Here is a 23,013-nt window from a genome sequence, read left to right as displayed (position 1 = left end):
GGCTCGGTGTCCGTCCGGGTCAGGCGCCCGGGCCGGAGTAGATCTCCGAGGCCTTCGGCGCGGTGACCGTCGTCGGCTTGTCCCAGTCGCTGAACTCCATCGTGCCGCTCTTCGGCTCCTGCATGCGCAGCAGGTAGTGCGGCTCGGCGGCGGCCACCGTCGCGGTGCCGTCGGAGCTGGTGAAGTTCAGGGCCGGGACGCCGCCCGCGGTCGTCTGCTCGCCGCCGGAGAAGGTCGCCGAGTCGATCTCGCCGATGGTGTTGTCGGTGAAGGTCTTGTAGTCGAGGAACTGCTTGAACGCCTCGCCCATGCCGGCGCCGATCTGGGACGTCGAGGGCACCCACTTGTCCTTGAGCGGCTTGCTCAGCGACGCCGGGATCCCGGCCTCCTTGATCAGCGACTCGCTGAACCGGAAGTAGTACTTGTCCCCGACGCGCAGCACCGGGACCTCGAGGCCGTCCTTCACGATGGTGCCGCTCGCGCTGTCCGGGTTGAGCTGCAGGTCCAGGTTGATGTTCCCGCCTTCGGAGACGGTGCCCCGCACGTGCACGGCCTTGGCCTGCTTCGCGGCGGCGACCACGGCGGTCCCGGCCTGCTTGGCGTCGAGCGACGCGGCCTTGGCCTCGGCGGAGGTGGACGCGGCGGCGGGAGCGGCGGACGCGCCGGCCGGCTCGGCGGTCCCGGAGGTGCTGGAGCACCCGGCGGAGATCAGGGCGGCGACGGCCCCGGTGGCGATGAGCGCTCCCAGGCGGAGTCGAGACATGAGCGATGGGTCCCCTCGTGAAGGTCCGGGCGTCCCGGACACGAACGGACTATCGACCAAGCGGGTGATCCGTTACGCCCTGTTGGGGGAGATCACCTTCATCGCCCGAAAGGTGCGGTTTCGACGTCTTCGACGTAGCCGCGTGCTCACCTTCCGCAATGTCTCGCGAGGTGTCACAAACTCCGGTCCGGCGGCATCTCGAGGTCGATCACCGAGACCTCAAGGAGAACCCCGTGAACCTCGCACTGTGGATCGCCGCCGGACTGCTCGCCGTCGTCGCGCTGACCGGTGGGGTCAGCAAGACCTTCGTGGCCAAGGAGAAACTGGCCGGGATCCCCGGCGGGCAGTGGACCGGGGACTTCGGTGCCGGCTTCGTGAAGACCCTCGGGGTCCTCGAGCTCCTGGCCGCGATCGGCCTGGTCCTGCCCGCTCTCACCGGCGTCGCGCCGGTGCTGGTGCCGGTCACCGCCGCCTGCTGGGTGGTGCTGATGATCGGCGCGATGATCACCCACCTCCGCCACGACGGTGCCGGCAGGTTCGTGGCGCTGAACCTGACCTACCTCGCGCTCGCGGCGTTCCTGGCGTGGGGCCGGCCCGGTCCCGCGCCGTTCACCGCCTGAACGCCGTCAGGCGACCTCGTTCAGCTTCCCGGTCGCGACGTCGAAGACGAACCCGCGCACCGAGTCCTTCTTGGGGATGTACGGGCTGTTCTTGATCCGCGCGATCGACTGGCGGACGTCGGTGTCGAGGTCGGTGAAGGCCTCGGCGGCCCACGCGGGCTTGACGCCGACGTCCTCCTGGATCGACTTCTTGAAGTCGTCGTCGGTGAAGGTCAGCATCCCGCAGTCGGTGTGGTGGATGAGGATGATCTCCTCGGTGCCGAGCAGCCGCTGGCTGATGGCGAGCGACCGGATCTCGTCCTCGGTGACGACACCGCCGGCGTTGCGGATGACGTGGGCTTCGCCTTCGTTGAGGCCGAGGACGCCGTAGACGTTGATGCGGGCGTCCATGCAGGCCAGGACGGCGACGTGCTTGGCGGGCGGCAGCGGCAGCGGCCCGGAGAACTGCGCGGCGTACTCGGCGTTGTTGGCCAGGAGGTCGTCGGTGACCGACATGGTGGTCCTTCCGCGGTAGTAGTGGCTCGGCCGAGTGGACCCTTCCATGCGGCCATGCGCAACCGTGCCCATGACCTGGGACCGGACTGGCCCGAACGGGTGCCGCACCCATCCGCGCGGGCCGCCGCGCCGAACGCGCGTGTCCGTCCACTCCGGACGCGCCCCTGCGCCGAACGGGGGCATAACGCCTCGCCGTCGCAAAACGTATGACCCCGGTGGCCTGCGACGACGCGCTCCGACCCGTCGAAAGTCGCTGCCGCACAAGGGAAAGCCCGGCCTAACCTCCGGTGGCCCGCGGACGGCGTCCTCCCCGCTCCCCACCGTTCGCGCGGTTTCCTTCGCCGACGAGGAGATGCCGAGATGCGGAAACTGTCCACCGTCTTCTGCGCCGCTGTGGTGGCGGTGCTCGCCCCGGCCTTGCCGGCCGGCGCCGCCCCGCTCGCCGCCGTCCAGGCCGCTGCCGCTGTGCCGATGTCCGCGCCGGGCGGGACCGTGCCCGGGCTGACCGGGGCCGCCGCGAAGGCCGCCGCCGGGCCCGCGGCCGACCGGTTCCTGGAGATCCGCCGGGCGCAGGCCGGCCGCGCGGCGCCCCGGGCCGCCGCGCAGAAGCACACCTTCTGGGGCCCGGAACCCCAGCCGGCCACCAGCGCCGACGGCCTGGTCGTGACCCAGAGCGTCACGCCGAACCTGCGGATCTCCAACTCTTCGGACGTCGTCTACGCGCCGACCATGAAACCCACCGGGCACTCGTGCGTCGAGGTGGTCACCGCGTACGGGCTGGGCCAGGCCGCTCAGGTCTGGGCGTGGGACTGGTGCCGGTCGGTGTCGCCGGCCAAGGTCGTGCCGATCGACAGCGCGTTCCTCGCGAACTACGCCAGCACCGTCGACGGGCACCCGGCCTACACCGTGCAGGAGGTCCGGACGAACACCACGGCCAACAGCTGGACCGCGTCGCTCCGCAACGTGAAGACCGGCGCGTGGGACACGCTCTTCACCCAGAGCGGCAGCGACCAGAGCGGGCTCGCCGAGGGCTGGGACATCTTCGAGCTCTACTCGACGCGCAATCCCGCGACCGGCAACGCCTACTACTGCGCGGACGCGCGGGGCGCGGTGTTCGAGTCGAGCTCGCTGCGGCTGCGCGTCGCCGGGCAGTGGGTGGCGGCGTCGGCGACGAACTCGCCGCTGCGGCCCACCGCGAACCCGCGGCCCGCCGACTACGACTGCTCGACGTTGCGGTTCGAGGTCCCGTCGCCGAACAGCACCTGGCGCGTGACCGTCTGAGACCAGGGTGAACGCCGGACCGGCGAGCACCACAGCGACCGCGGCCACCGGCGTCGGCTCAGCCGGCCGGCAGCAGCTCGCGGCCGCGTTCGCGCCACCAGTGGTCGAACGCGGCACTGCAGCCCTGCCGGCCGGCGTAGACGCGGACGACGGCGTCGTGGATCTCGCCGATCCGCGCCGCCACCGGCGTGCCCGGCCGGTAGCAGAGCCGCAGCTCCTGCCACAGGGGTGCGCCTTCGATGGCCCGTACGACGATGGTCGCCGGGAGGTCTTCGCGCGTCGCGAGCGCCGGCGCGACGGCCATGCCGGCCCGGACGAGGTCCTGCAGCGTCGCCAGGCACTGCGGCCGGTGCGGCTGGTCGAGCGCGACGCCGTGCCGGCGGCAAACCCGCTGCAGGTAGGCCGACCACCGCGTGGTGCCCGGCGGATCGTCCGCCCACGGGTGCTCGGCGAGCCCGGCGAACGGCACGGTCCGGCTCCGCGCCAGGGGGTGGTCGTGCGCGAGGATCACGAACACCGGCTCCCGCGGGTGCACGACAACGCTCCCGACGCCGTCCGGCACGACCGCGTCCGGCAGCGGCGGGAGGTAGACCAGCGCCAGGTCGAGCGAGCCCGCGGCGACCCGCGCCAGCGCGACGGCCTCGTCCTGGTCCTCCTGCACGCTCACGCCGTGGCACCACGGCTGGTCCCGCAGCCACCGCGAGACGGCCAGGTGGAGGAAGCCGCAGTACCCGCCGACGCGCAACGGCCCGGCGGGCGCCCGCTGTTCGCCGATCCGTTCGGTCAGCGCGGAGACCCCGGCGAGCACGGTGCGCGCTTCGGCGACGACGTCCGCGCCCAGCGGCGTCGGCACGCAGCCGGTGGGGGAGCGGACGAACAGCAGGCCGCCGACCGACCGTTCGACCCGCCGCAGCAGCCCGGACAGCGCGGGCTGGGAAACCCGCAGCACCCGGGCGGCCCGGGTGAGACTGCGCGTATCGGCCACGGCCACGAGCGCGCGCAGGTGACGCAGTTCCAGCTCCACGGCCCCTCCGGTGGTCGGGGTGAGCTCACTTTAGTCCGCGTGATCACCCCGGGCACCCGACCTGAGTCGCTACTCCACGCCGTCACTCGACCTTGGTCACTCGACCGTGCGGGCCAGGATGCCGAGCGTTGCGCGCAACGCCGTCTCGGGGATGATCGGGAAAGTGATCTTGTCCCGGTACCGCTCCTCGATCTGGCTCCAGTCGTAGTACGACGTCACGAGCGTGCCGGTGCCGTCCGCCTCGAGCCGGTAGCCGTAGAGGTGCCGGATCGGCGGCTGGATGGTGCCGGAGATCGTCCACTCCAGCCGGCTGTCCTGCTCGTAGCGGGTGATGATCACCGTGACGTCGTACTTGCCCATCGGCACGTCGTTGAGGGACTCGCGGTCCATGTGCACGACGAACTCGTCGCCCACCCCGCGGACCGGTTCGCCGTCCGCGGACTGCAGCATCCCGGAGCTGTCGATGGCGACGTGCCCCTGGGGGTCGGTCAGCAGGGCGAACACCTTCGCCGGCGGCGCCTCGACCTTGCGGGTCACTTCGAACCGTTCTGACGTCATGGACCCGAGACTGCCACGGCTCTCGCGCGTACGCCGTCCGGGCGGTCACAGGTCCAGCACCAGGTCCGACCGCGGCCGGGCGCAGCACACCAGCGCCGTGCCCGGTGGTGGGTCCTCCAGCGGGTCGGGCTCGTAGCCGACCTCGCCCGACAGCACCGGCGTCACGCACGTCTGGCAGACGCCGGACCGGCAGGACCAGCGGGTCGGCACGTCACACGCCTCGGCGAACTCCAGGACGTTCGGGTAGTCCGCGCTCCACGGCACCGTCAGCCCGCTGCGCGCGAACGTGACCCGGGGGCCGGTGCCCGGCGGGGTGGCCGGTGGGTGAGGTGGCGCGTGGACGGCGTCGACGATCCCGGGGTTGATCGCCGGCAACGTGCCGAACAGTTCACTGTGGACCCGGCCGGGTGCCAGGCCGAGCCCGACGAGCGCGTCCCGCGTCGCGGACATGAAACCTTCGGGACCGCAAACGTATGCGGTCGCGTCGACCGGCAGGTCCAAAGTGGACAAAGCGGCCCGGTCGAGCCGGCCCCGCCGGCCGCCCGCGGTGCCGGACGGCGGGGTTTCCGCCGTGTAGTAGACGTGTTCGCGGGCGTGGGGGAGACCGGCGAGCAGCGTGTGCGCTTCGGCGGCGAAGGCGTGTTCGGCGGCCGAGCGGGTGGTGTGCAGCCAGCGGACGTCGCGAGTGCTGCCCGCCGCCGCCAGCGTGTGCAGCATCGCCAGGACCGGCGTGACGCCGATGCCGGCGGAGATCAGGAGCACCGGCGAATCGTCTTCGGCCAGGACGAAGTCGCCGCGGGGCGCGGCGACCGGCAGGACCGCGCCGGCGGTCAGCCGGGTGTGCAGGAAGCCGCTCACCGCGCCGTGGTCCTCCCGCTTCACGCTGATGCGGTACTCGGTGTCCGAAGGCATCGCCGAGAGCGAGTAGCTGCGGACCGGCGCCGGGTCGCCGGCCCCGGGGACGCGCAGCGTGAGGAACTGGCCGGGCTCGGGCCGGGGCAGCGGCGCGCCGTCCGCGGTCGTCAAGTGGATCGAGGTGACGGTGGTGCTCTCCGGCACGACGCGGGACACGCGCAGCTCGCGGAACCCGGTCCAGGCCACGGTTTCGGGCTTGCGTTCGTGTTCGTGCCCGGCGAGCAGGTCGCGGAACGACCCTTGCCAGCCGGGGCTGAGCGCCGGGATGTCGACGGCCTTGCGGAGATCGGCGGTATCGCGCCCGGGCAGGTAGAGGAGTGCGTCGATGTCGGCGACGCTCATCTCGTGGCGCCCGGTCCGGGTGCGGACGATCTCGTCGCCCGCCCGGACCCGGCCTTCGCGGATCACCCGCAGGTAGAAGCCGGGCCGGTGGTGCGCGACCAGCAGCGCCGGGATCCGCGGCTCGCCGAGGCGCATCCCCACCCGGAAACACGTGACGCGCGGCTGCGTCACCTCGAGCTCGGCCTCCCCGATCCGGTACCGGTCGCCGATGTGCACCTCGTCGTCGGGCAGGCCGTCGACGGTGAAGTTCTCGCCGAACTGGCCGTATTCGAGGTCGTCCCGGCCCAGCTCGTCACGCCAGAAGTCGTAGGACTGGCGCTGGTAGACGAGCACCGCGCGGTTCTCGCCGCCGTGGCCGCCCAGGTCGCCCTGGCCGTCACCGTCGATGTTGAGCCGGCGGACCATCGCCGGGCCGTCGACGGGGTACTTGAAGATTCCGGTGTGGACGGTCCGGCCCTGCCAGGGCACGTCCTTCGGTTTCCCGACGTTGAGGGACAGCAGTCTGGGCACGGTTTCACTCCGCGGGTTCGGCGCGCGAGCGCTGGTAGTGCCGCCGGGCCTTCATGCGGTTGCCGCAGACCGCCATCGAGCACCAGCGGGCGCTGTTGGGTTTGCTGTGGTCGATCAGGAACAGCCGGCACTCCGGGTTCGCGCACGGGCGCAGCCGGTTCCCGCCGGCCTTCGTGAGGTCGGCCCAGGCGAGCACGGCCCGGGACGCGGCGGAATGGCCCGGCGCGGGGTCGAGCTCCCACTGGATCTCGTCGTCCGCGAAGTGCGCCCGGTAGCTCAGGCCTTCGACGAACGGCGCGGCCGACGCCGCCGGGTCCTCGCCGCGCACGATCCGCTGCAGCACGGCACGCGCCTCGCGCAGCGCTTGCCACTCCGCTTCGGAGGCCGGCTGGCCGTGGGCGGCGAGCCAGCTGCGGCCGAGTGCCGCGTCGGCCAGGTCGTCCTCGGGTGCGCCGTTGCGCACGGGGGTGCTGTTCAGCAGGTCGAGCAGCAGCTTTTCGAAGCCCATCGGTCTAACCTCCCAACTCGTAGTTGACAGGTTACACCCTCCTGTGGTTCCGTGTCTAACCAGTAAAGCTGATCGATGGGGTTAGCCGGAAAGGGGCAGGTCATGGGACTGTCGTGGCAGCAAGGACCGCTCTCGGAGCGGTCGGTCGGGCACTTCCTGGTGCCGCAGCCGCTGCCGGAGCGGCTGCTGTTCGCCGAGCCGCTGCGCCGCCGGATGCGCGTGCGCTTCGGCGGGCAGTGGGTGGCCGACAGTGAAGACGTCGTGCTCCTGCACGAGCCGAACCGCTACCCGGTGGCGTACTTCCCGCGCGCCGACGTCGCCGAAGGCGTGCTCGGCACCGAACCGCGCACCACGACCCACCGCGAGCTCGGCCCGGCCGCGTGGTTCACCGTGCGGGCGGGGGAGCAGGAGGCGCCGCGGGCGGCCTGGCAGTACACCGGGCTCCCGGACCACGCCGGTGTGCTGCGCGACCGCGTCGCCTTCGCCTGGCGGGCGATGGACGCCTTCTACGAGGAGGACGAGCGGATCCTCGGGCACGCGGCCGACCCGTACCACCGCGTCGACATCCGGCGGACGTCCCGGCACCTCGTGGTGCGTGACGGCGATCGCGTCGTCGCCGACACCCATCGCCCGGTCGTGCTGTACGAGTCCGGCTTCGCGCCGCGCTGGTACGTGCCGCGCGAAGACGTCGACCAGGCGGCCCTGACCCCGGTCGAAGGCCAGACCTTCTGCCCCTACAAGGGTTTGGCCGGCTACTTCGACATCGGCTCCCGCAAGCGCGCCGCGTGGTCGTACCCCGAGGCGTGGCCCGAGGTGGCCCGGGTGTCCGGGTTCGTCTCGTTCGAACCGGACCTCGTCGACGTCCACCTCGACGACCGCAAGCTGGCCCTCGAACCGGGCCAGACCGTGTCCCCGCACGGCGTCGACCGCGGCCTCGATCCCGACGAGCCGCGGTCCCGCGCCGCGGCCGCACCCACCGGAACGGAGTGACCATGTCCGTCACCCTGAAAGACCGCCGTGTGCTCGTCATCGGCCGCGGCAGCGGGATCGCCCGCGCCGTCACCCTGGCCCTCCGGGAGGCGGGCGCGACGGTCGTCGTCGCCGGCCGCGACCCGGACGCCCTCGCCGCGGCGTACGACGACCCGGGCGTCACGGCCGAGCAAGCCGATCTCACCGACGAAGCCGGCGTCGCCGCGCTGGCCGAACGGCTCGGCCGGGTCGACCACGTCGTGTCGACGGCTTCGGCCCGCGCTCGTGGCGCGGTCGGCGACCTCGACCACGACACCGTGCTGAAGTCGTTCGAGGTCAAGGTGCTCGGCCCGATCCTGCTGGCCAAGTACCTCGCGCCGCGGATGCCGGAGGACGGCTCGTTCGTCTTCTTCTCGGGCTCGTCCGCCCGCAAACCCGCCGCCGGCATGCTCGCGGTGGGCGCGACCAACGCGGCCGTCGACGTCGTGACGCGCGGCCTCGCGGTCGAGCTGGCGCCGATCCGCGTCACGGCGGTCTCGCCGGGCACGATCGACACCGGCGCCTACGACGGCCTCGGCGCGGAGAAGAAGGCCGAGCTGTTCGCCACCCGCACGGCCACGAACCCCGCGCGGCGCATCGGCCACCCCGGAGATATCGCCGACGCGGTCGTCTTCGCGCTCACGAACACCTTCCTGACCGGCGTCACACTCGGCGTCGACGGCGGCGAACCCCTCGTCTGAAAGGAGCACTCATGTCCACCCCGACGCCGGACGGCGCCCGCGCCATGGACTACCGCATCGAGGTCGTCACCTTGCCCGTCGCCGACGTCGACCGGGCGATCCGGTTCTACACCGGCCAAGCCGGCTTCGCCTTGGACGTCGACTACCGGCCGAACGACGGGTTCCGCGTCGTGCAGCTGACCCCGCCCGGCTCGGCGTGCTCGATCCAGATCGGCACCGGCCTGACCGACACGGCCCCCGGCTCGGCCCGCGCCGGTTACCTGGTGGTGGCCGACATCGAAGCCGCGCACCGCGAACTGGCCGGTCGCGGTGTCCCCGTCAGCGAGGTCCGGCACAAGAAATCCGTGGACTGGCAAGGGGATTTCGCGCCCGGAGCCGATCCGCGGCGGCGGGACTACGCGAGCTTCCTGGACTTCGCCGACCCGGACGGCAACACGTGGGTCGTCCAGGAACGCGGGTTCAGCGCGCCTTCCAGTAACCGCAGAACATGACGTCGTCCTTGGGGATCCCGGCCCGCACCCAGTGCCGGCGCAGAGCGACGGCCATGGCCGATTCGCCGACCACCCAGCCGTGCACCGGAACCGCGGGCACGGGCGTGTCCTGGGCGGCGGCCAGCACCACCTGTCCGGCGGCGGCGCCGCGGCTGCGTGCCAGCCAGGTGACCTCGACCCCGGGAGGTGCGTCAAGCGGCTGCTGATCTTCGCCGTCGGGGAGCTCGATCAGGGCGTGCCCGGTCGCGTCGCGGGGGAGTGCGGCGAGCACACCCGCGATCGCCGGCAGGCCGGTCTCGTCGGCGACGAGCAGGAAGTGCTCGCGGCCGGGTGCCGGGTTGAAGCCGATGCCCTCGTCGAGGATCGCGACGGCGTCGCCCCGCCTGCAGTGCTGCGCCCAGGTCGCGGCCGGGCCCGCGGTCCCGTCCGCAGTGGAGCCGTGCAGGACGAAGTCGACGTCGAGCTCCGGTCCGTCGGGGCCGTCGGGCCGGTACGCGCGGACGGAGTAGTTGCGCAGCACGGGCCGGCTCGTCTTGGCGATGGTCAGGAACCTGGCGTAGGCCAGCGCGTTGAGCTTGTTCGGCAGCCTGTCGAGGGATCCTTCGGCCACCGGGATGAACAGCCGGAACCACTGGTCGAACCCCATCGGCGTGAACGCCTCGACGTCGTCCTGCCCGATGGTGACCCGCGCGAAGTGCGGCGAAAGGCGTTCGCGGCGAAGCACCCGCATGGTGAGCAGTTCGGCGGTCTCCGGCTTGATCCGGGTGGCCGTCAGGTTCTGCCGGGCCATCTCGACCTCCAGTTAGGTTAGGCTGCCCTTCGTTCGAGTCACCTTAGTACACCGAGCGCAGCAGTTCCACGGTCTCCGCCTCGGAGGGGTGCCGCGGGGCGTTCTTGGTCACCGCGTCGGCCAGCGCGCCTTCGGCGATCGCCGGGATCAGGTCCGCCGTGACGCCGAGGTCGCGCAGCGGGCGCTTGATCCCGAGCGTGCCCGAGACCTCGCGGACCGCCGCGATCGACGCCGCCGCCCAGTCCGGTTCGGGCGTGACCCGCAGCGCGCGGCCCACCGTCTCGTACGCGGCTTGAGCGGACGGCGCGCTGAAGGCCATCACCTCCTCGAGCACCGCGGCCAGCGCGACGCCGTGGGGTGTGCCCGTGTGGGCGGTCAGCGCGTGGCCGAGGCCGTGGACCAAGCCGAGACCCGACAGCGTCAGCGCGTGGCCCGCCAAGTGGGCCCCGAGCATCAGTTGCGACCGCGCCTCCAGGTCACCGCCGTCGCGGTGGGCGACCGGCAGCCAGCGGCCGACCAAGGTGACCGCCTGGGCCGCGTAGGCCGCGGACACCGGGCTCGACCCGCGCGAGGCGAGCGATTCGATGCCGTGCACGAGCGCGTCCAGGCCGGTGGCCGCGGTGACCGCCGGCGGCAGGCCGACGGTCAGCTCCGGGTCCAGCACCGCGATCCGCGGCTTCACCGACGGGTGTCCGATGTAGACCTTCCGGCGGGCGCACAGGTCTTCGGTGACGCCGAAACCGTTGGTCTCGGCGCCGGTGCCCGACGTCGTCGGGACGGCGATCAGGGGCAGTCCCTCCGCCGCGTCCCACAGCCGGTCCGCGTCCGCGGCCGCCGCGCCGGGGTTGCCGGCGAGCAGCGAGATGCCCTTGGCCGCGTCCAGCGCCGAGCCGCCGCCGAGGGCGACCACGGCGGCGTCGCCGAACTCGCGCAGGCGCGCGGCACCGCGGTCGAGCTCGGCGGTCGACGGGTTCGGGCCGACGTCCTCGTGGACGGCGTGTTCGAGCCCGGCCGCGGCCAGGATCTGCTCGACGCGCCCGACGATGCCGGTGGCCCGCAGGCCCCGGTCGGTGACCACGAACGCGCGGGTCCGCCCCAGGGTGTCGACGTAGGCGGGCAGGTCGGCGACCACACCCGGGCCGAACTCCGTCCGGCCGGTGGGTTCGATGCTCAGTCGCACGCTAATCCTCCGGGAGCGCGAGCCAGGTGGTCTTGAGGGCGGTGTAGGCATCCAAGGCGTGCAACGACTTGTCCCGGCCGGCGCCGGTCGCCTTGAAGCCGCCGAACGGGGTGATCACGTCGCTGGCGTCGAAGGTGTTGATCCACACCGTCCCGGCGCGCAGCTGCCGCGCGACGCGGTGGGCGGTGGTGACGTCCCGCGTCCAGACCGACGCGACCAGCCCGAAGTCGCTGTCGTTGGCCAGCCGGACGCCTTCGCCGACGTCGCCGTCGTAGGTCAGCACCGACAGGACAGGTCCGAAGACTTCCTCGCGGGCGATGGTCATCCCGGGCCGCACACCGTCCACGATGGTCGGCTCGAGGTACGTCCCGCCGGTCTCGGTCAGCACCCGCTCGCCGCCGTGGGTGATCGTCGCGCCGTCGGCCCGGGCGCCGTCGAGGTAACCCAGTACGCGGTCCAGCTGGACGTCGTCGACGAGCGGGCCGAGCACGGTCGCCGGGTCGAGCGGGTCGCCGATCCGGAACGTCGAGTCGGTGACCGAGATGACCTCGGCCAGCAGCTCGTCCTTCAGCGCGGCGGGCACGACCAGGCGTGACCCCGCGTTGCAGGTCTGCCCGGCGTTGTAGAAGATGCCCCACGCGACCGCCTGTGTCACTGCCGCCAAATCGGCGCCGGGCAGGACGAGCTGCGGTGACTTGCCGCCCGCCTCGACGGCGACCTGCTTGCCGTTGGACTCCCCGGCGTAGACCTGGAACAGCCGCGCGACCTCGGCCGAGCCGGTGAACGCGATCTTGTCGACGTCCGGGTGCCGCCCCAGCGCCTGGCCGACGACCTCGCCGCGGCCCGGGACGACGTTGAGCACGTCGTCGGGCAGCCCCGCCTCGGTCGCCAGCCGGGCCAGCAGCAGCGTCGCCAGCGACGTCTGCTCGGCGGGCTTGACGACGACGGAGTTGCCGGTGGCCAGCGCCGGGCCCAGCTTCCAGGACGTGATGAGCAGCGCGTAGTTCCACGGGACGACGACGCCGATCACGCCGAGCGGCTCCCGGGTGATCCACGCCAGCGCGTCGCCGGGGGTGGGCGCGACCTCGTCGTAGGTCTTGTCGATCGTCTCGGCGTACCAGGCGATCGTCTCGGCGGCCTTGGTGACGTCGACGCGCCGCGCCTCGCCGACCGGCTTGCCCATCTCGAGGGAGTCGAGCAGCGCCAGCTCGGTCGCGTTGTCCATGATTGACTCGGCCCAGCGCAGGAGAATGCGTTTGCGCTCGCGCGGCGCGAGGCCGCGCCACCGGCCGTCCTCGAACGACTCCCGCGCCGCGCGGACCGCCCGGTCGACGTCTTCGGCGCTCCCGGCCGGGATCCGCGTCAGTTCCCGGCCGTCCCGCGGGGACGTGCTGGCGAACGTCGTGTCCGAAGTGGACTCGACGGACCGGCCGCCGACGAACGGCCGGGTCTCGAAGGTCAGCTTGTCCGCCAGGGCCTGCCAGTCCTGGTGCGTCAGATCCGCCACCGGGCCACCGCCTCCTCGTCCAGTTCGATGCCGAGGCCCGGCCGCTGCGGGACCTCCAGGGTGCCGTCGGAGGTGATCATGAGCGGCTCCGCCAGCATGAAGTCGCGCCGCTGCGGCGTCCAGCCTGGCGGGTCCCACGGGAACTCGAAGAACGGCCCGCCGCCGACCCCGGCGGCCACGTGCAGGTTGGCCAGCACGCCGATGCCGTTGGTCCAGCTGTGCGGGGTGAAGGCCCGGTGCTTGAGCTGGGCCACTTCGGCGAGCGTGCGCGCCCGGTGCATGCCGACCGCGAGCACGACGTCCATCTGGTAGACGTCGAGGACGTCGTGTTCCAGGTAGCGCAGCAGTTCGGGCACCGAGTGGTGCATCTCGCCGGCCGCGATCCGGACGCCGGGGTTCTCCGCGCGCAGCGTCCGGAAGCCGTCGACGTCCTCGTAGGGGAGTGGCTCCTCGACCCAGAAGACGTCCAGCTCGGCCAGCCGCCGCACGATCCCGCGGGTCTTGGCGAGGTCCGACGCGGCAGCCGTGTCCCCGGCCATCCGCCAGGACTGGTTGAGGTCGACCATGATCGCGAAGTCGGGCCCGAGTGCGTCGCGCACCGCGGTAACGGCGGCGATCCCGTCGGCGACGTGGTCCCGGTCGATGCGGATCTTCATCGCCCGGAACCCGGCTTCGCGCGCCCGCAGCGCCGTCTCGACGCGTTCGGCGGGCGGCTTCAACTCGGCCGACGACGCGTACGCCGGGACCGCCTTGGCCGCGTTGCCGAACAGGGTCGCGACCGGGAGCCCGGCGACTTGGCCGATGACGTCCCACAGCGCGGCCTCCAGCGGCCAGAAGCGGCCGCCGTGGAAGTTGGCCGTCTCGATGGCCTTCACGTGCCGCACGATGTCGAGCGGGTCTTCGCCGAGGAACAGGTCCTTGACCGCGTCGAACCCGGCCATCGTGTCGCCGGAGCCGATGCCGGTGACGCCTTCGTCGGTGTGGACGCGCACGATCGTCGCGTCGAAGTGCCGCCGCGGCCGCGGGTCCCACGCCGCGCGCAGCGGCGGGTCGAGGTCGAGCCGCAGCCGGTCCAGGACGATGTCGGTGATCTTCATCGGTTTCGACGTTATGAGCCGCCACGGGACGCGGCAAGGGGCGGCGGCACATCGCAACGCGCGTTGCGCTGAGACCAACTGTTAACGTCCGGAGATGACGCTCCCGGCCGACGCGGCCCGGCCTTCGGGCCACGGTCTGCGCCGTGACCTGGACCTGCTGGAGGCCCTGGCCTCGCCCGAAGCGCAGCGGGCCGGCGGGCTCGGCGTCGTCCGGCTGGCGCAGCTGACCGGCCGGGAGAAGAGCCAGGTCTCACGGGCGCTGAAGGCCCTCGCCGAGGAGGGTGTCGTCGAGCGCGACCCGGACACCCTCGGCTACCGGCTGGGCTGGCGGCTGTTCTCCCTGGTCGCGCGCACGGTGGAGGACCGGCTGGTGCGCGCCGCCGAGCCGGTGATGCACGCGCTGTCGGCGGAGCTGGAGGAGACCAGCCACCTGTGCGTCCTGCGGGAGCAGGAGGTGCTGACGCTGCTCTCGGTGTCCGGGCACTCGTTCCGCGCGCACGACTGGGAGGGGCGCGGGGTGCCCGCGTACTGCACGTCGGCCGGGCGGGTGCTGCTGCTCGACGCGACCCCGGACGAGCTGTACGTCCGGTTCCCCGCCTTCGACGCCGACGACCCGCGCTCGGAGGTCCGCACGCTGCCGCAGCTCTGGGCGAAGATCCAGGAGTGCCGCCGCGACGGTTACGCCCGCGTCCACGAGGAGTTCGAGGAGGGCCTGGCCGGAGTATCGGCCCCGGTCCGCGACTTCCGCGGCCGCGTGGTGGCGGCACTGAACATCTCCGCACCGGCGGCCAGGCTGGCGAACCGCCTGGAGGCAGCCGGCCGAAGCACAGCGGAAGCGGCGGCCCAGGTCTCGGAGCACCTGGGGTTCGCGGCGGCTGAGAGGCCGTTGCCGCGGAGGACTCGGCTCACGTGAGAAGCACGAAACCCACGTCCACAGTGGACGCGGGTGGACAGCTGGGCGAGGTCAGTCCTTCGCGGGCGGGTCCAGCTGCGCCAGGTGCTCGGTGATCTCCGTCAGCAGGCCCGTCGCCGCTTCGCCCAGGGCCGCCAGCTCGGCTAGCGTCGCGCGGGTGCCCGGCGCGGACGGCGCGGGCGGCGTGTCGGTGGTGGCGGACATCAGATCTCCTGGATGACGTCGTGGTGGGCGCCGATGGCGTCGGCGAACGCGGTGTGGACCCGGAGGTACTCGTCGAGGGGGACCGAGGTGCCCGCCCACTCGTGCCAGCGGATGTGGGCCTGCGCGGCGCTCAGCCGCGCGGCCGCGGCCACGCTCGCGGGATCGCCGCCGGCGAGGATCGCGCGGTGCATGATCGGCGGTGTCGACCGCCGGGCCAGATCGGCCAGGGCCGCGAGCCTCGTGAGCTCGGCGGAGGGGTCGCCTCCGTCCGGCCGGCGCTGCTGCGGGGGGACCCGGCGGGCGTTTTCGCGGCCGCCGGTCAGGACGCTGGTCATGCGAACAACTCCTGGGAGAAGTGAACCAACCCGGACGCGGTCCGGTTACCCGTCCGGTGCACCGGTAAACGCCGGCACTCGTGATCTCCATCTCACCGGTTCGGGGAATACGGTTGGATGTCCCGATGACCGTCAGTGACCTCAACGCCCACGCGCGGGACCTGATCGAGGCCAACCGCTACCTGACCCTGGGCACGACCGACCCGGACGGCGCGCCCTGGCTCACCCCGGTCTACTTCGCCCCGGCGGGCGACCGCGAGTTCGTCTGGGTCTCGGCGATCGACGCCCGCCACTCCCGCAACCTGGCCGAACGCCCGCGGGTGAGCGCGGTCGTCTTCGACTCGACGGTGGCGCCGTACCACGGCCGCGCGGTGTACGCGGCGGGCGAAGCGCGGGAACTCGCCGGCGACGACCTCGAACGCGCCCTGGCCGGTTACCCCCGGAGTGACGGCGCCGCGGCCGTGAGCCTCGACGACGTCACGGCGCCGTCGGCGTACCGGCTGTACGCGTTCACGGCGTCGGAGATGTGGGTGCTCTGCCCGCGCGAGCCCGGAACGCCTTGTCAGCGGCATGGCCGGACCGACGATCACCGTGCCGAGCTGTAGCGGTCAAGACCCGGATGGGTGGCTCCGGCGGACTCAATCTTGATTCATTCCAGATTATCGGGCAGACTCGCCGCCGTGCCCACGACTTCGGAGTTCGAGCGGATGCTGCGCGGGGTGTCCCTGCGCGTCACGCGTCCACGGCTGGCGGTGCTGACCGCGGTACACGGCCACCCGCACGCCGACACCGACTCGATCATCGGTGTCGTGCGCGGCGACCTCGGCGAAGTGTCCCACCAGGCCGTCTACGACGTCCTGCGGGCACTGACCGGCGCCGGGCTGCTCCGGCGCATCCAGCCCCCGGGTTCCGTGGCGCGCTACGAAGCCCGGGTCGGGGACAACCACCACCACGTCGTCTGCCGGTCCTGCGGGGCCATCGCCGACGTCGACTGCGCCGTCGGCAGTGCGCCCTGCCTGACCGCCTCCGAAGCCCACGGTTTCGTCATCGACGAGGCCGAGGTCGTCTACCGGGGCCTGTGCCCCGACTGTTCCAGTTCCTGAACACCGTTTCCCGGAAGGATTCCTGTGTCTGACAGCCCTGACGCCGTTGTTGGCGAGATGAACGAGGAGACCGCGGGCGGCTGCCCGGTCTCGGCCGGGCGTCGCAACCACCCGACCGAGGGCGCGGGAAACCGCGACTGGTGGCCGAACCAGCTCAACCTGAAGATCCTGCGCAAGCACCCCGCCGTCGCCAACCCCCTCGGTGAGGACTTCGACTACGCCGCCGCCTTCAAGACCGTCGACCTGGACGCGCTGGCCGCGGACGTCGACGCGGTGCTGACCACGTCGAAGGAGTGGTGGCCCGCGGACTTCGGGCACTACGGGCCGTTCATGATCCGCATGGCGTGGCACAGCGCCGGCACCTACCGCATCGACGACGGCCGCGGCGGAGCGGGCGCCGGCATGCAGCGCTTCGCGCCGCTGAACAGCTGGCCGGACAACGGGAACCTGGACAAGGCCCGCCGCCTGCTGTGGCCGGTCAAGAAGAAGTACGGCCAGAAGATCTCGTGGGCCGACCTGATGATCTTCACGGGCAACCGCGCCCTGGAGACCATGGGCTTCAAGACCTTCGGCTTCGCCGGCGGCCGCGCCGACGTGTGGGAGCCGGACGAGGACGTGTACTGGGGCCCGGAGCGCACCTGGCTGGGCGACGAGCGCTACACCGGTGACCGCGACCTGGAGAACCCGCTCGCCGCGGTCCAGATGGGCCTCATCTACGTCAACCCCGAAGGCCCGAACGGCAACCCGGACCCGCTGGCCTCGGCCCGCGACATCCGCGAGACGTTCGGCCGGATGGCGATGAACGACGAGGAGACCGTCGCCCTCATCGCCGGTGGCCACACCTTCGGCAAGACGCACGGCGCGGCCGACCCCGACGAGCACGTCGGCCCGGAGCCCGAGGGCGCCGGCATCGAGGAGCAGGGCCTCGGCTGGAACAACACCTTCGGTTCCGGCAAGGGCCGCGACGCCATCACCAGCGGTCTCGAGGTCACCTGGACCTCCACGCCGACGCAGTGGAGCAACCAGTTCTTCGACAACCTGTTCGGCTACGAGTGGGAGCTGTCGAAGAGCCCGGCCGGCGCCCACCAGTGGGTGGCGAAGGACGCCGAGGACACCATCCCCGGCCCGGAGGCCGGTGACCCGGCCCGGAAGCCGACGATGCTGACGACCGACCTGGCGCTGCGCGTCGACCCGGTCTACGCGCAGATCTCCAAGCGCTTCCACGAGAACCCGGACCAGTTCGCGGACGCGTTCGCCCGCGCCTGGTACAAGCTCACCCACCGCGACATGGGCCCGATCCAGCGCTACCTCGGCCCGCTGGTGCCGCAGGAAGCCCTGATCTGGCAGGACCGCGTCCCCGCCGTCGACCACGAGCTGGTCTCCGACGCCGACGTGGCCGACCTCAAGGCCAAGCTGCTCGACTCGGGCCTGACCGTCGCCCAGCTCGTCTCGACCGCGTGGGCGTCGGCTTCGACGTTCCGCGCCAGCGACAAGCGCGGCGGCGCGAACGGCGCCCGCATCCGTCTCGAGCCGCAGCGCGGCTGGGAGGTCAACGAGCCCGACCAGCTCGCGCAGGTGCTGCGCACGCTGGAGGGCGTCCAGGAGTCCTTCTCCGCCGGTGGCAAGAAGGTCTCGCTGGCCGACCTGATCGTGCTCGGTGGCGCGGCGGCCGTCGAGAAGGCCGCCAAGGACGCGGGCGTCGACATCACGGTGCCGTTCACCCCGGGCCGCACCGACGCGACGCAGGAGCAGACCGACGCGGAGTCCTTCGCGCCGCTCGAGCCGACGATCGACGGGTTCCGCAACTACCGCGGCAAGGGCCACCGCCTGCCGTCGGAGTTCCTGCTGATCGACCGCGCGAACCTGCTGAACCTGAGCGCGCCGGAGCTGACCGTCCTCATCGGCGGCCTGCGCGTCCTGGGTGCGAACCACAAGCAGACGTCGCTGGGTGCGCTGACCTCGACGCCGGGTGCCCTGACGAACGACTTCTTCGCGAACCTCCTCGACATGGAGACCGAGTGGAAGTCGACGTCGGAGGACCAGGAGACCTTCGAGGGCCGCGACCGCGCCACCGGCGAGGTCAAGTGGACCGGCTCCCGCGCCGACCTGGTGTTCGGCTCCAACTCGGAGCTGCGCGCCCTGGCCGAGGTCTACGCGAGCGACGACGCCAAGGACAAGTTCGTCCGCGACTTCGTGGCCGCGTGGCACAAGGTCATGAACGCGGACCGGTACGACCTGGTCTGAGCTGACCTGTAGGCAGGCTCCGCGCCCGCGTCCGGCGCCCTCACCCGAGGGTGCCGAACGCGGGCGCGAGTCGTTCCAGCTCCGCGACGTCCGCGAGGAAGTCGTCGGTTGTCGGGGGCATCAGCAGGACGTGGTCCGCGCCCGCCGACAGGTGCTCCTGGGCCTTCGCCGCGATCGCGTCCGGGCCGCCGTGGGCGACCACCGCGTCCGCCAAGGCGTCGACGTCGGCGACGTCGAAACCCAAGCGTTCCATGGCTTTTCCGTACCACGGCAGGCCCAGGCTGGCCGACACCTTCTCCCGCGCCGCCGCGCGCGCCGCGGCGGGGTCGGCCTCCGTGACCACCGTCAGGCCGACCACCAGCAGTTTGTCCGCGCCCAGCGCCTTGCGCGCCTCGGTCGTGTACGCCGGAGGCAGGTTCGCGGGGTAGGCGCCGTCGGCGAGTTCGCCCGCCAGCGCCAGCATCTTCGGGCCGTTCGCGCCGAGGATCCGCGGGTACGCCACGTCCGGCGCGGGCGGCCACGTCTCCGCCGTCATCCGCTCGAGGTAGTCGCGCAGGGTCTTCACCGGGCTGCCGTACTCGCGCCCGACCCCGGCGGCCTGCGGCGCGTGGCCGACGCCGATCCCGAGCACCAGCCGGCCCGGGTACGCGTCGGCCAGCTGGGCCGCGCCCGCGTGCAGCGTCTGCGGCTCGCGGGCCCAGATGTTCGCGATGCCGGTGCCGAACGTGAGCCGGTCCGTCGCGGCGAGCAGCACGGCCAGCTGCACCAGGGCGTCCTTGCCGCCGACGACCTCGTTGGTCCAGGCGGCGCGGTACCCGGCGCGCTCCAGCCGTCGCGCGCCTTCGCGCTGGTCCGCAGCCGAGGGGCTGCCGGTGAACGAGATCGGCAGGTAGACGCCGAGCGGGCCGAGCGCGGCACGAGCCGTGGTGATGTCCATGCCTCCACCGTGGGCCACCACGCCGGCCGCGTCCAATTGGCGTTTCGCATCGCGTGTCGCGATCTGTGCATCACCACAGCTCACGGCGGTACGATCGGACCGTGGACGACCTCGAACTCCGGCTGGTGCGCAGCTTCACCGTCGTCGCCGAGCACCGGCACTTCGGCCGGGCCGCCGCCGAGCTGCACCTGACGCAGTCGTCGCTGAGCCGCCAGATCGTCCGGCTGGAACAGCAGGTCGGCGCGCGCCTGCTCGACCGCACGCCGCAAGGTACCCGGCTCACCGAGGCCGGCGAGGCGTTCCTCGCGCTCGCCGCCGACGTCCTGCGCTCGGCGGCCGCGGCGACGGCCCGCGCCCGCGCGGTCGCCCGGCCCAGCCGGATCACCGTCGGCTACACCGGGAACCTGATCGTCACCCCGGCCGTCCGCGCGCTGCGCCACCGCCATCCGGACGCCGACGTCCGCACGCTCCACCTGAAGTGGGACGACGCCCGCGCGGCGCTGCTCGAGAACCGCGTGGACGCGGCGATCGTCCGGCTGCCGCTGCCCAGCACCGGGCTGCACGTGACGGTTCTGCGCGACGAGCCGCGGGTCCTGCTGATCCCGAGCGACCACCGCTTGGCGGGCAAGGAATCCGTGACGCTCGACGACATCGCCGACGAGCCGCTGCCCCGCGCGTCCGACGCCGAGTGGGACGCCTTCTGGCGCGTCGACCCGCGTCCCGACGGCCGCCCGGCGCCGGACGGGCCGTTCATCAGCGCCATCGAGGACAAGATCGAGCTGGTCGCGAGCGGTCAGGCGGTGGCGATCGTCCCGGCGGGCTCCGCCACACCCACCGGCCTGCGCCCGGACCTGACCACCGTTCCGCTGGCGGACGTCGAGCCGAGCCACGTGGCCCTGGCGACCCGCGCGGGGGACCGGAACCGGTTGGTGGCGGCGTTCCGCAAGTGCGCGGAGGCGGGCCTCACCAGCTGAGGCTCTGGTGCCCGAACATCCCCAGCAGCCACGTGTAGCGGACGGCTTCCCGGGCCTGGTCGTACGCCTCTTCGGTGGCCTGCCAGATGGCCTGGGTGATCAGTTCGATCGTGGCGGCGACGACGGTGCGTGCGGTGAACGGCGGTGGCGCCGGCAGCGCGGGATCGGTGCTGCGCAGCCAAAGGACCGTCCGGTCGAACACGGCTTCGCCCGCGCGCAGGACTTCCTCACGGGCTTGGAGACCGGCGTCGCCGAGGGCGAAGATCTCGAGCAGGACGGCGCGGACCGCCGTCGGGCGGCGGTGGACGTAGTCGACGAGGAAGTCGCCGCACGCGGCGACGGCTTCGAGCGGGGTCGGGGCCGCAGCGGCCACGGCGACGCCTTGGTCGATGAAGTCGTTGCTGAGCACGCGGTATGCGGCGAGAAAGGCGTCCTGCTTGTCGGCGAACTGCTGGTAGAACGACGTCCGGGAGACGCCTGCGGTCGCCGTGATGTGCCCGACCGTGGTGCCGAGGTAGCCCCGGGTGCCGACGTTCTCCAGCACGGCGTCGATCAGCCGGGCGCGCTGGGTGCCGGCCACCTCGTCACGGCTGAGGCTGTGCGGGCCCTTCGGCAGCTTCCGGTGCGCTGTCACGTGCAGACCGTACTGTGCCCGGCCGGGTGCTCCGGCCGGGCACAGCGGTGTCAGCTCGTGGGGACTTCCGGGGCGAGCGAGTTGCCCGCCGGGATGTGCCCGCAGCTGGACGGCGCGGCCTTCCCGGCGAACCGGTCGTTCAGCCAGCCGATCGCGTCGGGCGCCCAGCGCACCGCGCCGCCGACGTGGCTGAGCAGGTCGTACTGCGCGTACTTGATCGAGCTGTTGCCGTCGGCGCAGTACTGCCGGGCCAGCGCCCGCACGTCGCCGGCGACCATCACGCCGTCACCCGTCCCGATCCCCGGCGGGTTGCCGAAGGTGCCTTCCAGCAGCCCGTTGTTTCCCTGCGCGATGAAGCCGGGAACGGACGGCGTCGGCGCCGAGCCGATGTTCACCTTGTTGACGGCGTCGACGAACGGGTGCACCGAGTTCGGGTTCGAGTACTGCGGCTTGACGAGCTTCTCCCACGTCAGCCCCGGGTAGCGGCCCAGCGCGTTGATGATCGACGCCTGCTCCACCTCCTGGAGGACCTTCAGGCCGTACGCGCTGGCGTAGGGCTTGAGGTCGATGTCGTAGGAGCGGGCGACGCCGACGAGCGCCATCGGGATGACGCCGGACCACACCGGGCTGCCGGCGACATACTTCAGGTTGTGCGACGGCGCGACGAGCACGCCGCCTTCGGTGAAGCCCACCAGGTTCTTGTTGACGTCGGGCGCGTAGCTCGGCGCGAGCGCGGCCGCCCAGCCGGTCGCGATAGCGCCGCCCGAGTAGCCGATGAGGCCGAACTTGGTGGTGCCGGTCAGGCCCGTCTCGGCCGCCTTCGTCGCGGCCCGGATCGAGTCCAGGGTGTTGGTGCCGTACTCCGGCCCCGCGGCGAAGTTCGCGTCCTGCCCCTCGGTGTCGGGGATGAGGATGTTGTAGCCCAGGAGCAGTGCGGGCGTGACGAGCAGGGACTCCCCGTTGGGCAGCAGCCCGCCGAGGGTGACGTCACCGGCGATCGCCCGCGACGGGCTGTCCGCCGGGTTGAGCGAGTCGTAGGCGGATTGGTACGAGATGGCTTTCTTGTTGTCCCCGTTGGGACTCCGCACCACGGACGTGACGTTGGCGGCGGGATTTCCCTGCGCGTCGGTGGTCCGGTAGAGCAGCTGGATCGCCGTCAGCGGAGTCGGGATGCCGACGATGTGGTAGCTCAGCGTCCGGGTCTTGAGCACGGCCCCGGGATCGAACGACGACAGCGGTTCGCTGCCGCTGTAGGTGTAGAAGGAATCGGCCGCCGGAGCCGCGGAGGCCGCCGGCGCCACGGCGACGGTCAGCGTGAGGGCCGCGGCGACGGCCAGCAAGCGGGCAGGCTTGATCATGACTCCCCTTTGAATCATGAAGTGGATCACAATGGTGAATCGGTAACCTACCAGCCAGTAGCAATGGTGTACAGGGGCGTACACCATTTCCGCCGGTCGGGTGACCAGCGACTACGGGAAGCTCAGACCAGAGCGGTGCGCGCCGCGGGGAGTGTTGCTGTGTTCAAGAGCTGTCGAGCGTGCCTCACCTGGCAGTGGGGTTTCCTGTCCTCGTTGTTCCTTCATCGATCCGGGTGACTATGTTGCCCTTCGAGTCGGCGTCATGGGCCAATCTGGCGGCGAGGCAGTCGCTGGGGCCGATGTTGGCGTCCACCGCGCTCGGGAACGACGTGGCCTCCACGGCGATCCAGTAGTCCAGCAGAACCCGAAAGTGGCGTATTTTTCCGACTTCAACAACAGTGCTCGGGGATACGTCCTGCTCAACCGCTGGTAGTCGGTCCAGATGCCGGGTGGGCGTAGGCGATGCCCCCGGCGACGAGCCAGAGCCTCTCGGCCGACACCCTCGGGAACTCAGGAGTCGA

At 72.0% G+C, this 23,013-nt stretch carries 25 protein-coding genes; 10 read left to right on the top strand and 15 right to left on the bottom strand.

Annotation, left to right across the window (positions count from 1 at the left end; all coding sequences use genetic code 11):
* Window positions 1–19: 19 nt before the first annotated feature.
* The gene (locus tag OHS58_RS20615; RefSeq protein ID WP_326948162.1) at window positions 20–763 is read right to left on the bottom strand and encodes a hypothetical protein; all 744 of its coding nucleotides are present in this window, start codon (window positions 761–763) and stop codon (window positions 20–22) included.
* A 233-nt stretch (window positions 764–996) separates the two neighbouring features.
* Between OHS58_RS20615 and OHS58_RS20610 the strand changes: the two genes are divergently transcribed.
* Window positions 997–1,383, top strand: a complete 387-nt coding sequence (locus OHS58_RS20610) for a DoxX family protein (RefSeq protein WP_328649486.1) — start codon at window positions 997–999, stop codon at window positions 1,381–1,383.
* A 6-nt stretch (window positions 1,384–1,389) separates the two neighbouring features.
* Here the strand turns inward: OHS58_RS20610 and OHS58_RS20605 are convergent, their stop codons facing one another.
* Window positions 1,390–1,878 carry a beta-class carbonic anhydrase gene (locus OHS58_RS20605; RefSeq protein ID WP_326948164.1) on the bottom strand — a complete coding sequence of 163 codons (489 nt, stop codon included), beginning with the start codon at window positions 1,876–1,878 and terminating at the stop codon, window positions 1,390–1,392.
* A 360-nt stretch (window positions 1,879–2,238) separates the two neighbouring features.
* Between OHS58_RS20605 and OHS58_RS20600 the strand changes: the two genes are divergently transcribed.
* The gene (locus tag OHS58_RS20600; RefSeq protein ID WP_328649485.1) at window positions 2,239–3,159 is read left to right on the top strand and encodes a carbohydrate-binding protein; all 921 of its coding nucleotides are present in this window, start codon (window positions 2,239–2,241) and stop codon (window positions 3,157–3,159) included.
* A 58-nt stretch (window positions 3,160–3,217) separates the two neighbouring features.
* On the opposite strand, the gene OHS58_RS20595 is transcribed toward OHS58_RS20600, so the two are convergent.
* The 4 genes from OHS58_RS20595 to OHS58_RS20580 all read right to left on the bottom strand — a co-directional run bounded on the left by OHS58_RS20595 (window position 3,218) and on the right by OHS58_RS20580 (window position 7,016).
* Window positions 3,218–4,183, bottom strand: coding sequence for a LysR family transcriptional regulator (locus OHS58_RS20595; protein WP_326948166.1), 966 nt, complete (start codon window positions 4,181–4,183; stop codon window positions 3,218–3,220).
* Window positions 4,184–4,279: 96 nt separating this feature from the next.
* Complete coding sequence (locus OHS58_RS20590; RefSeq protein ID WP_326948167.1) at window positions 4,280–4,741, bottom strand: SRPBCC family protein; 462 nt, start codon at window positions 4,739–4,741, stop codon at window positions 4,280–4,282.
* A gap of 45 nt (window positions 4,742–4,786) precedes the next feature.
* Complete coding sequence (locus OHS58_RS20585; RefSeq protein ID WP_328649484.1) at window positions 4,787–6,508, bottom strand: MOSC and FAD-binding oxidoreductase domain-containing protein; 1,722 nt, start codon at window positions 6,506–6,508, stop codon at window positions 4,787–4,789.
* A 4-nt stretch (window positions 6,509–6,512) separates the two neighbouring features.
* A complete protein-coding gene (locus OHS58_RS20580; RefSeq protein WP_247049718.1) occupies window positions 6,513–7,016 on the bottom strand; it encodes a CGNR zinc finger domain-containing protein in 504 nt (167 codons plus the stop codon).
* A gap of 102 nt (window positions 7,017–7,118) precedes the next feature.
* On the opposite strand from OHS58_RS20580, the gene OHS58_RS20575 reads away from it, so the two are divergent.
* From OHS58_RS20575 to OHS58_RS20565, 3 genes are read left to right on the top strand one after another with little or no spacing between them, the layout of a single operon-like run.
* Window positions 7,119–8,006 (top strand): DUF427 domain-containing protein, encoded by an 888-nt coding sequence (locus OHS58_RS20575; protein WP_328649483.1) that lies wholly within the window; start codon window positions 7,119–7,121, stop codon window positions 8,004–8,006.
* A 2-nt stretch (window positions 8,007–8,008) separates the two neighbouring features.
* On the top strand, window positions 8,009–8,725 hold the full coding sequence (locus tag OHS58_RS20570) for an SDR family oxidoreductase (RefSeq protein WP_328649482.1): 717 nt from the start codon (window positions 8,009–8,011) through the stop codon (window positions 8,723–8,725).
* Between the two features lie 11 nt (window positions 8,726–8,736).
* On the top strand, window positions 8,737–9,216 hold the full coding sequence (locus OHS58_RS20565; protein WP_328649481.1) for a VOC family protein: 480 nt from the start codon (window positions 8,737–8,739) through the stop codon (window positions 9,214–9,216).
* On the opposite strand, the gene OHS58_RS20560 is transcribed toward OHS58_RS20565, so the two are convergent.
* The 4 genes from OHS58_RS20560 to OHS58_RS20545 are packed head-to-tail and all read right to left on the bottom strand — an operon-like array spanning window position 9,185 to window position 13,790.
* On the bottom strand, window positions 9,185–10,006 hold the full coding sequence (locus tag OHS58_RS20560) for a siderophore-interacting protein (RefSeq protein WP_328649480.1): 822 nt from the start codon (window positions 10,004–10,006) through the stop codon (window positions 9,185–9,187). The genes OHS58_RS20565 and OHS58_RS20560 overlap by 32 nt on opposite strands.
* A gap of 43 nt (window positions 10,007–10,049) precedes the next feature.
* On the bottom strand, window positions 10,050–11,186 hold the full coding sequence (locus tag OHS58_RS20555; protein WP_328649479.1) for an iron-containing alcohol dehydrogenase family protein: 1,137 nt from the start codon (window positions 11,184–11,186) through the stop codon (window positions 10,050–10,052).
* Between the two features lies 1 nt (window position 11,187).
* Complete coding sequence (locus tag OHS58_RS20550; RefSeq protein ID WP_328649478.1) at window positions 11,188–12,693, bottom strand: aldehyde dehydrogenase; 1,506 nt, start codon at window positions 12,691–12,693, stop codon at window positions 11,188–11,190.
* Window positions 12,681–13,790, bottom strand: a complete 1,110-nt coding sequence (locus OHS58_RS20545) for a mandelate racemase/muconate lactonizing enzyme family protein (RefSeq protein ID WP_328649477.1) — start codon at window positions 13,788–13,790, stop codon at window positions 12,681–12,683. Before OHS58_RS20545 ends, OHS58_RS20550 begins: the two co-directional genes overlap by 13 nt.
* Before the next feature lie 94 nt (window positions 13,791–13,884).
* Between OHS58_RS20545 and OHS58_RS20540 the strand changes: the two genes are divergently transcribed.
* A complete protein-coding gene (locus OHS58_RS20540; RefSeq protein ID WP_328649476.1) occupies window positions 13,885–14,703 on the top strand; it encodes an IclR family transcriptional regulator in 819 nt (272 codons plus the stop codon).
* A 51-nt stretch (window positions 14,704–14,754) separates the two neighbouring features.
* Here OHS58_RS20540 and OHS58_RS20535 read toward each other — a convergent pair whose 3' ends face one another.
* Window positions 14,755–14,907: a hypothetical protein gene (locus OHS58_RS20535; protein WP_328649475.1), complete on the bottom strand. Its 153-nt coding sequence runs from the start codon at window positions 14,905–14,907 to the stop codon at window positions 14,755–14,757.
* Window positions 14,907–15,242: a hypothetical protein gene (locus tag OHS58_RS20530; RefSeq protein WP_247049736.1), complete on the bottom strand. Its 336-nt coding sequence runs from the start codon at window positions 15,240–15,242 to the stop codon at window positions 14,907–14,909. The genes OHS58_RS20535 and OHS58_RS20530 overlap by 1 nt, the downstream gene beginning before the upstream one ends.
* Window positions 15,243–15,367: 125 nt before the next feature.
* Here OHS58_RS20530 and OHS58_RS20525 point away from each other — a divergent pair, with 125 nt between their 5' ends.
* The 3 genes from OHS58_RS20525 (at window position 15,368) to katG (ending at window position 18,589) form a co-directional block, all read left to right on the top strand.
* Window positions 15,368–15,847 (top strand): pyridoxamine 5'-phosphate oxidase family protein, encoded by a 480-nt coding sequence (locus OHS58_RS20525; RefSeq protein WP_328649474.1) that lies wholly within the window; start codon window positions 15,368–15,370, stop codon window positions 15,845–15,847.
* Window positions 15,848–15,922: 75 nt separating this feature from the next.
* Window positions 15,923–16,345: a Fur family transcriptional regulator gene (locus OHS58_RS20520; RefSeq protein WP_247049742.1), complete on the top strand. Its 423-nt coding sequence runs from the start codon at window positions 15,923–15,925 to the stop codon at window positions 16,343–16,345.
* Window positions 16,346–16,402: 57 nt separating this feature from the next.
* A complete protein-coding gene (katG, locus tag OHS58_RS20515) occupies window positions 16,403–18,589 on the top strand; it encodes a catalase/peroxidase HPI (protein ID WP_442875549.1) in 2,187 nt (728 codons plus the stop codon).
* 40 nt (window positions 18,590–18,629) lie between these two features.
* Here the strand turns inward: katG and OHS58_RS20510 are convergent, their stop codons facing one another.
* Window positions 18,630–19,526, bottom strand: a complete 897-nt coding sequence (locus OHS58_RS20510; protein WP_328649472.1) for a TIGR03620 family F420-dependent LLM class oxidoreductase — start codon at window positions 19,524–19,526, stop codon at window positions 18,630–18,632.
* A gap of 101 nt (window positions 19,527–19,627) precedes the next feature.
* On the opposite strand from OHS58_RS20510, the gene OHS58_RS20505 reads away from it, so the two are divergent.
* The gene (locus tag OHS58_RS20505; protein WP_328649471.1) at window positions 19,628–20,500 is read left to right on the top strand and encodes a LysR family transcriptional regulator; all 873 of its coding nucleotides are present in this window, start codon (window positions 19,628–19,630) and stop codon (window positions 20,498–20,500) included.
* Here the strand turns inward: OHS58_RS20505 and OHS58_RS20500 are convergent.
* Both OHS58_RS20500 and OHS58_RS20495 read right to left on the bottom strand, forming a co-directional pair.
* On the bottom strand, window positions 20,490–21,134 hold the full coding sequence (locus tag OHS58_RS20500; RefSeq protein WP_326948182.1) for a TetR/AcrR family transcriptional regulator: 645 nt from the start codon (window positions 21,132–21,134) through the stop codon (window positions 20,490–20,492). The genes OHS58_RS20505 and OHS58_RS20500 overlap by 11 nt on opposite strands.
* A gap of 50 nt (window positions 21,135–21,184) precedes the next feature.
* A complete protein-coding gene (locus tag OHS58_RS20495; RefSeq protein WP_328649470.1) occupies window positions 21,185–22,492 on the bottom strand; it encodes a lipase family protein in 1,308 nt (435 codons plus the stop codon).
* Between the last annotated feature and the right edge of the window lie 521 nt (window positions 22,493–23,013).

The sequence above is a fragment of the Amycolatopsis sp. NBC_00348 genome (genome assembly GCF_036114655.1).
GTDB lineage: Bacteria > Actinomycetota > Actinomycetes > Mycobacteriales > Pseudonocardiaceae > Amycolatopsis.
Note: the sequence above shows the minus strand (reverse complement) of the source record. Positions and strands in the feature narration are given on the sequence as shown.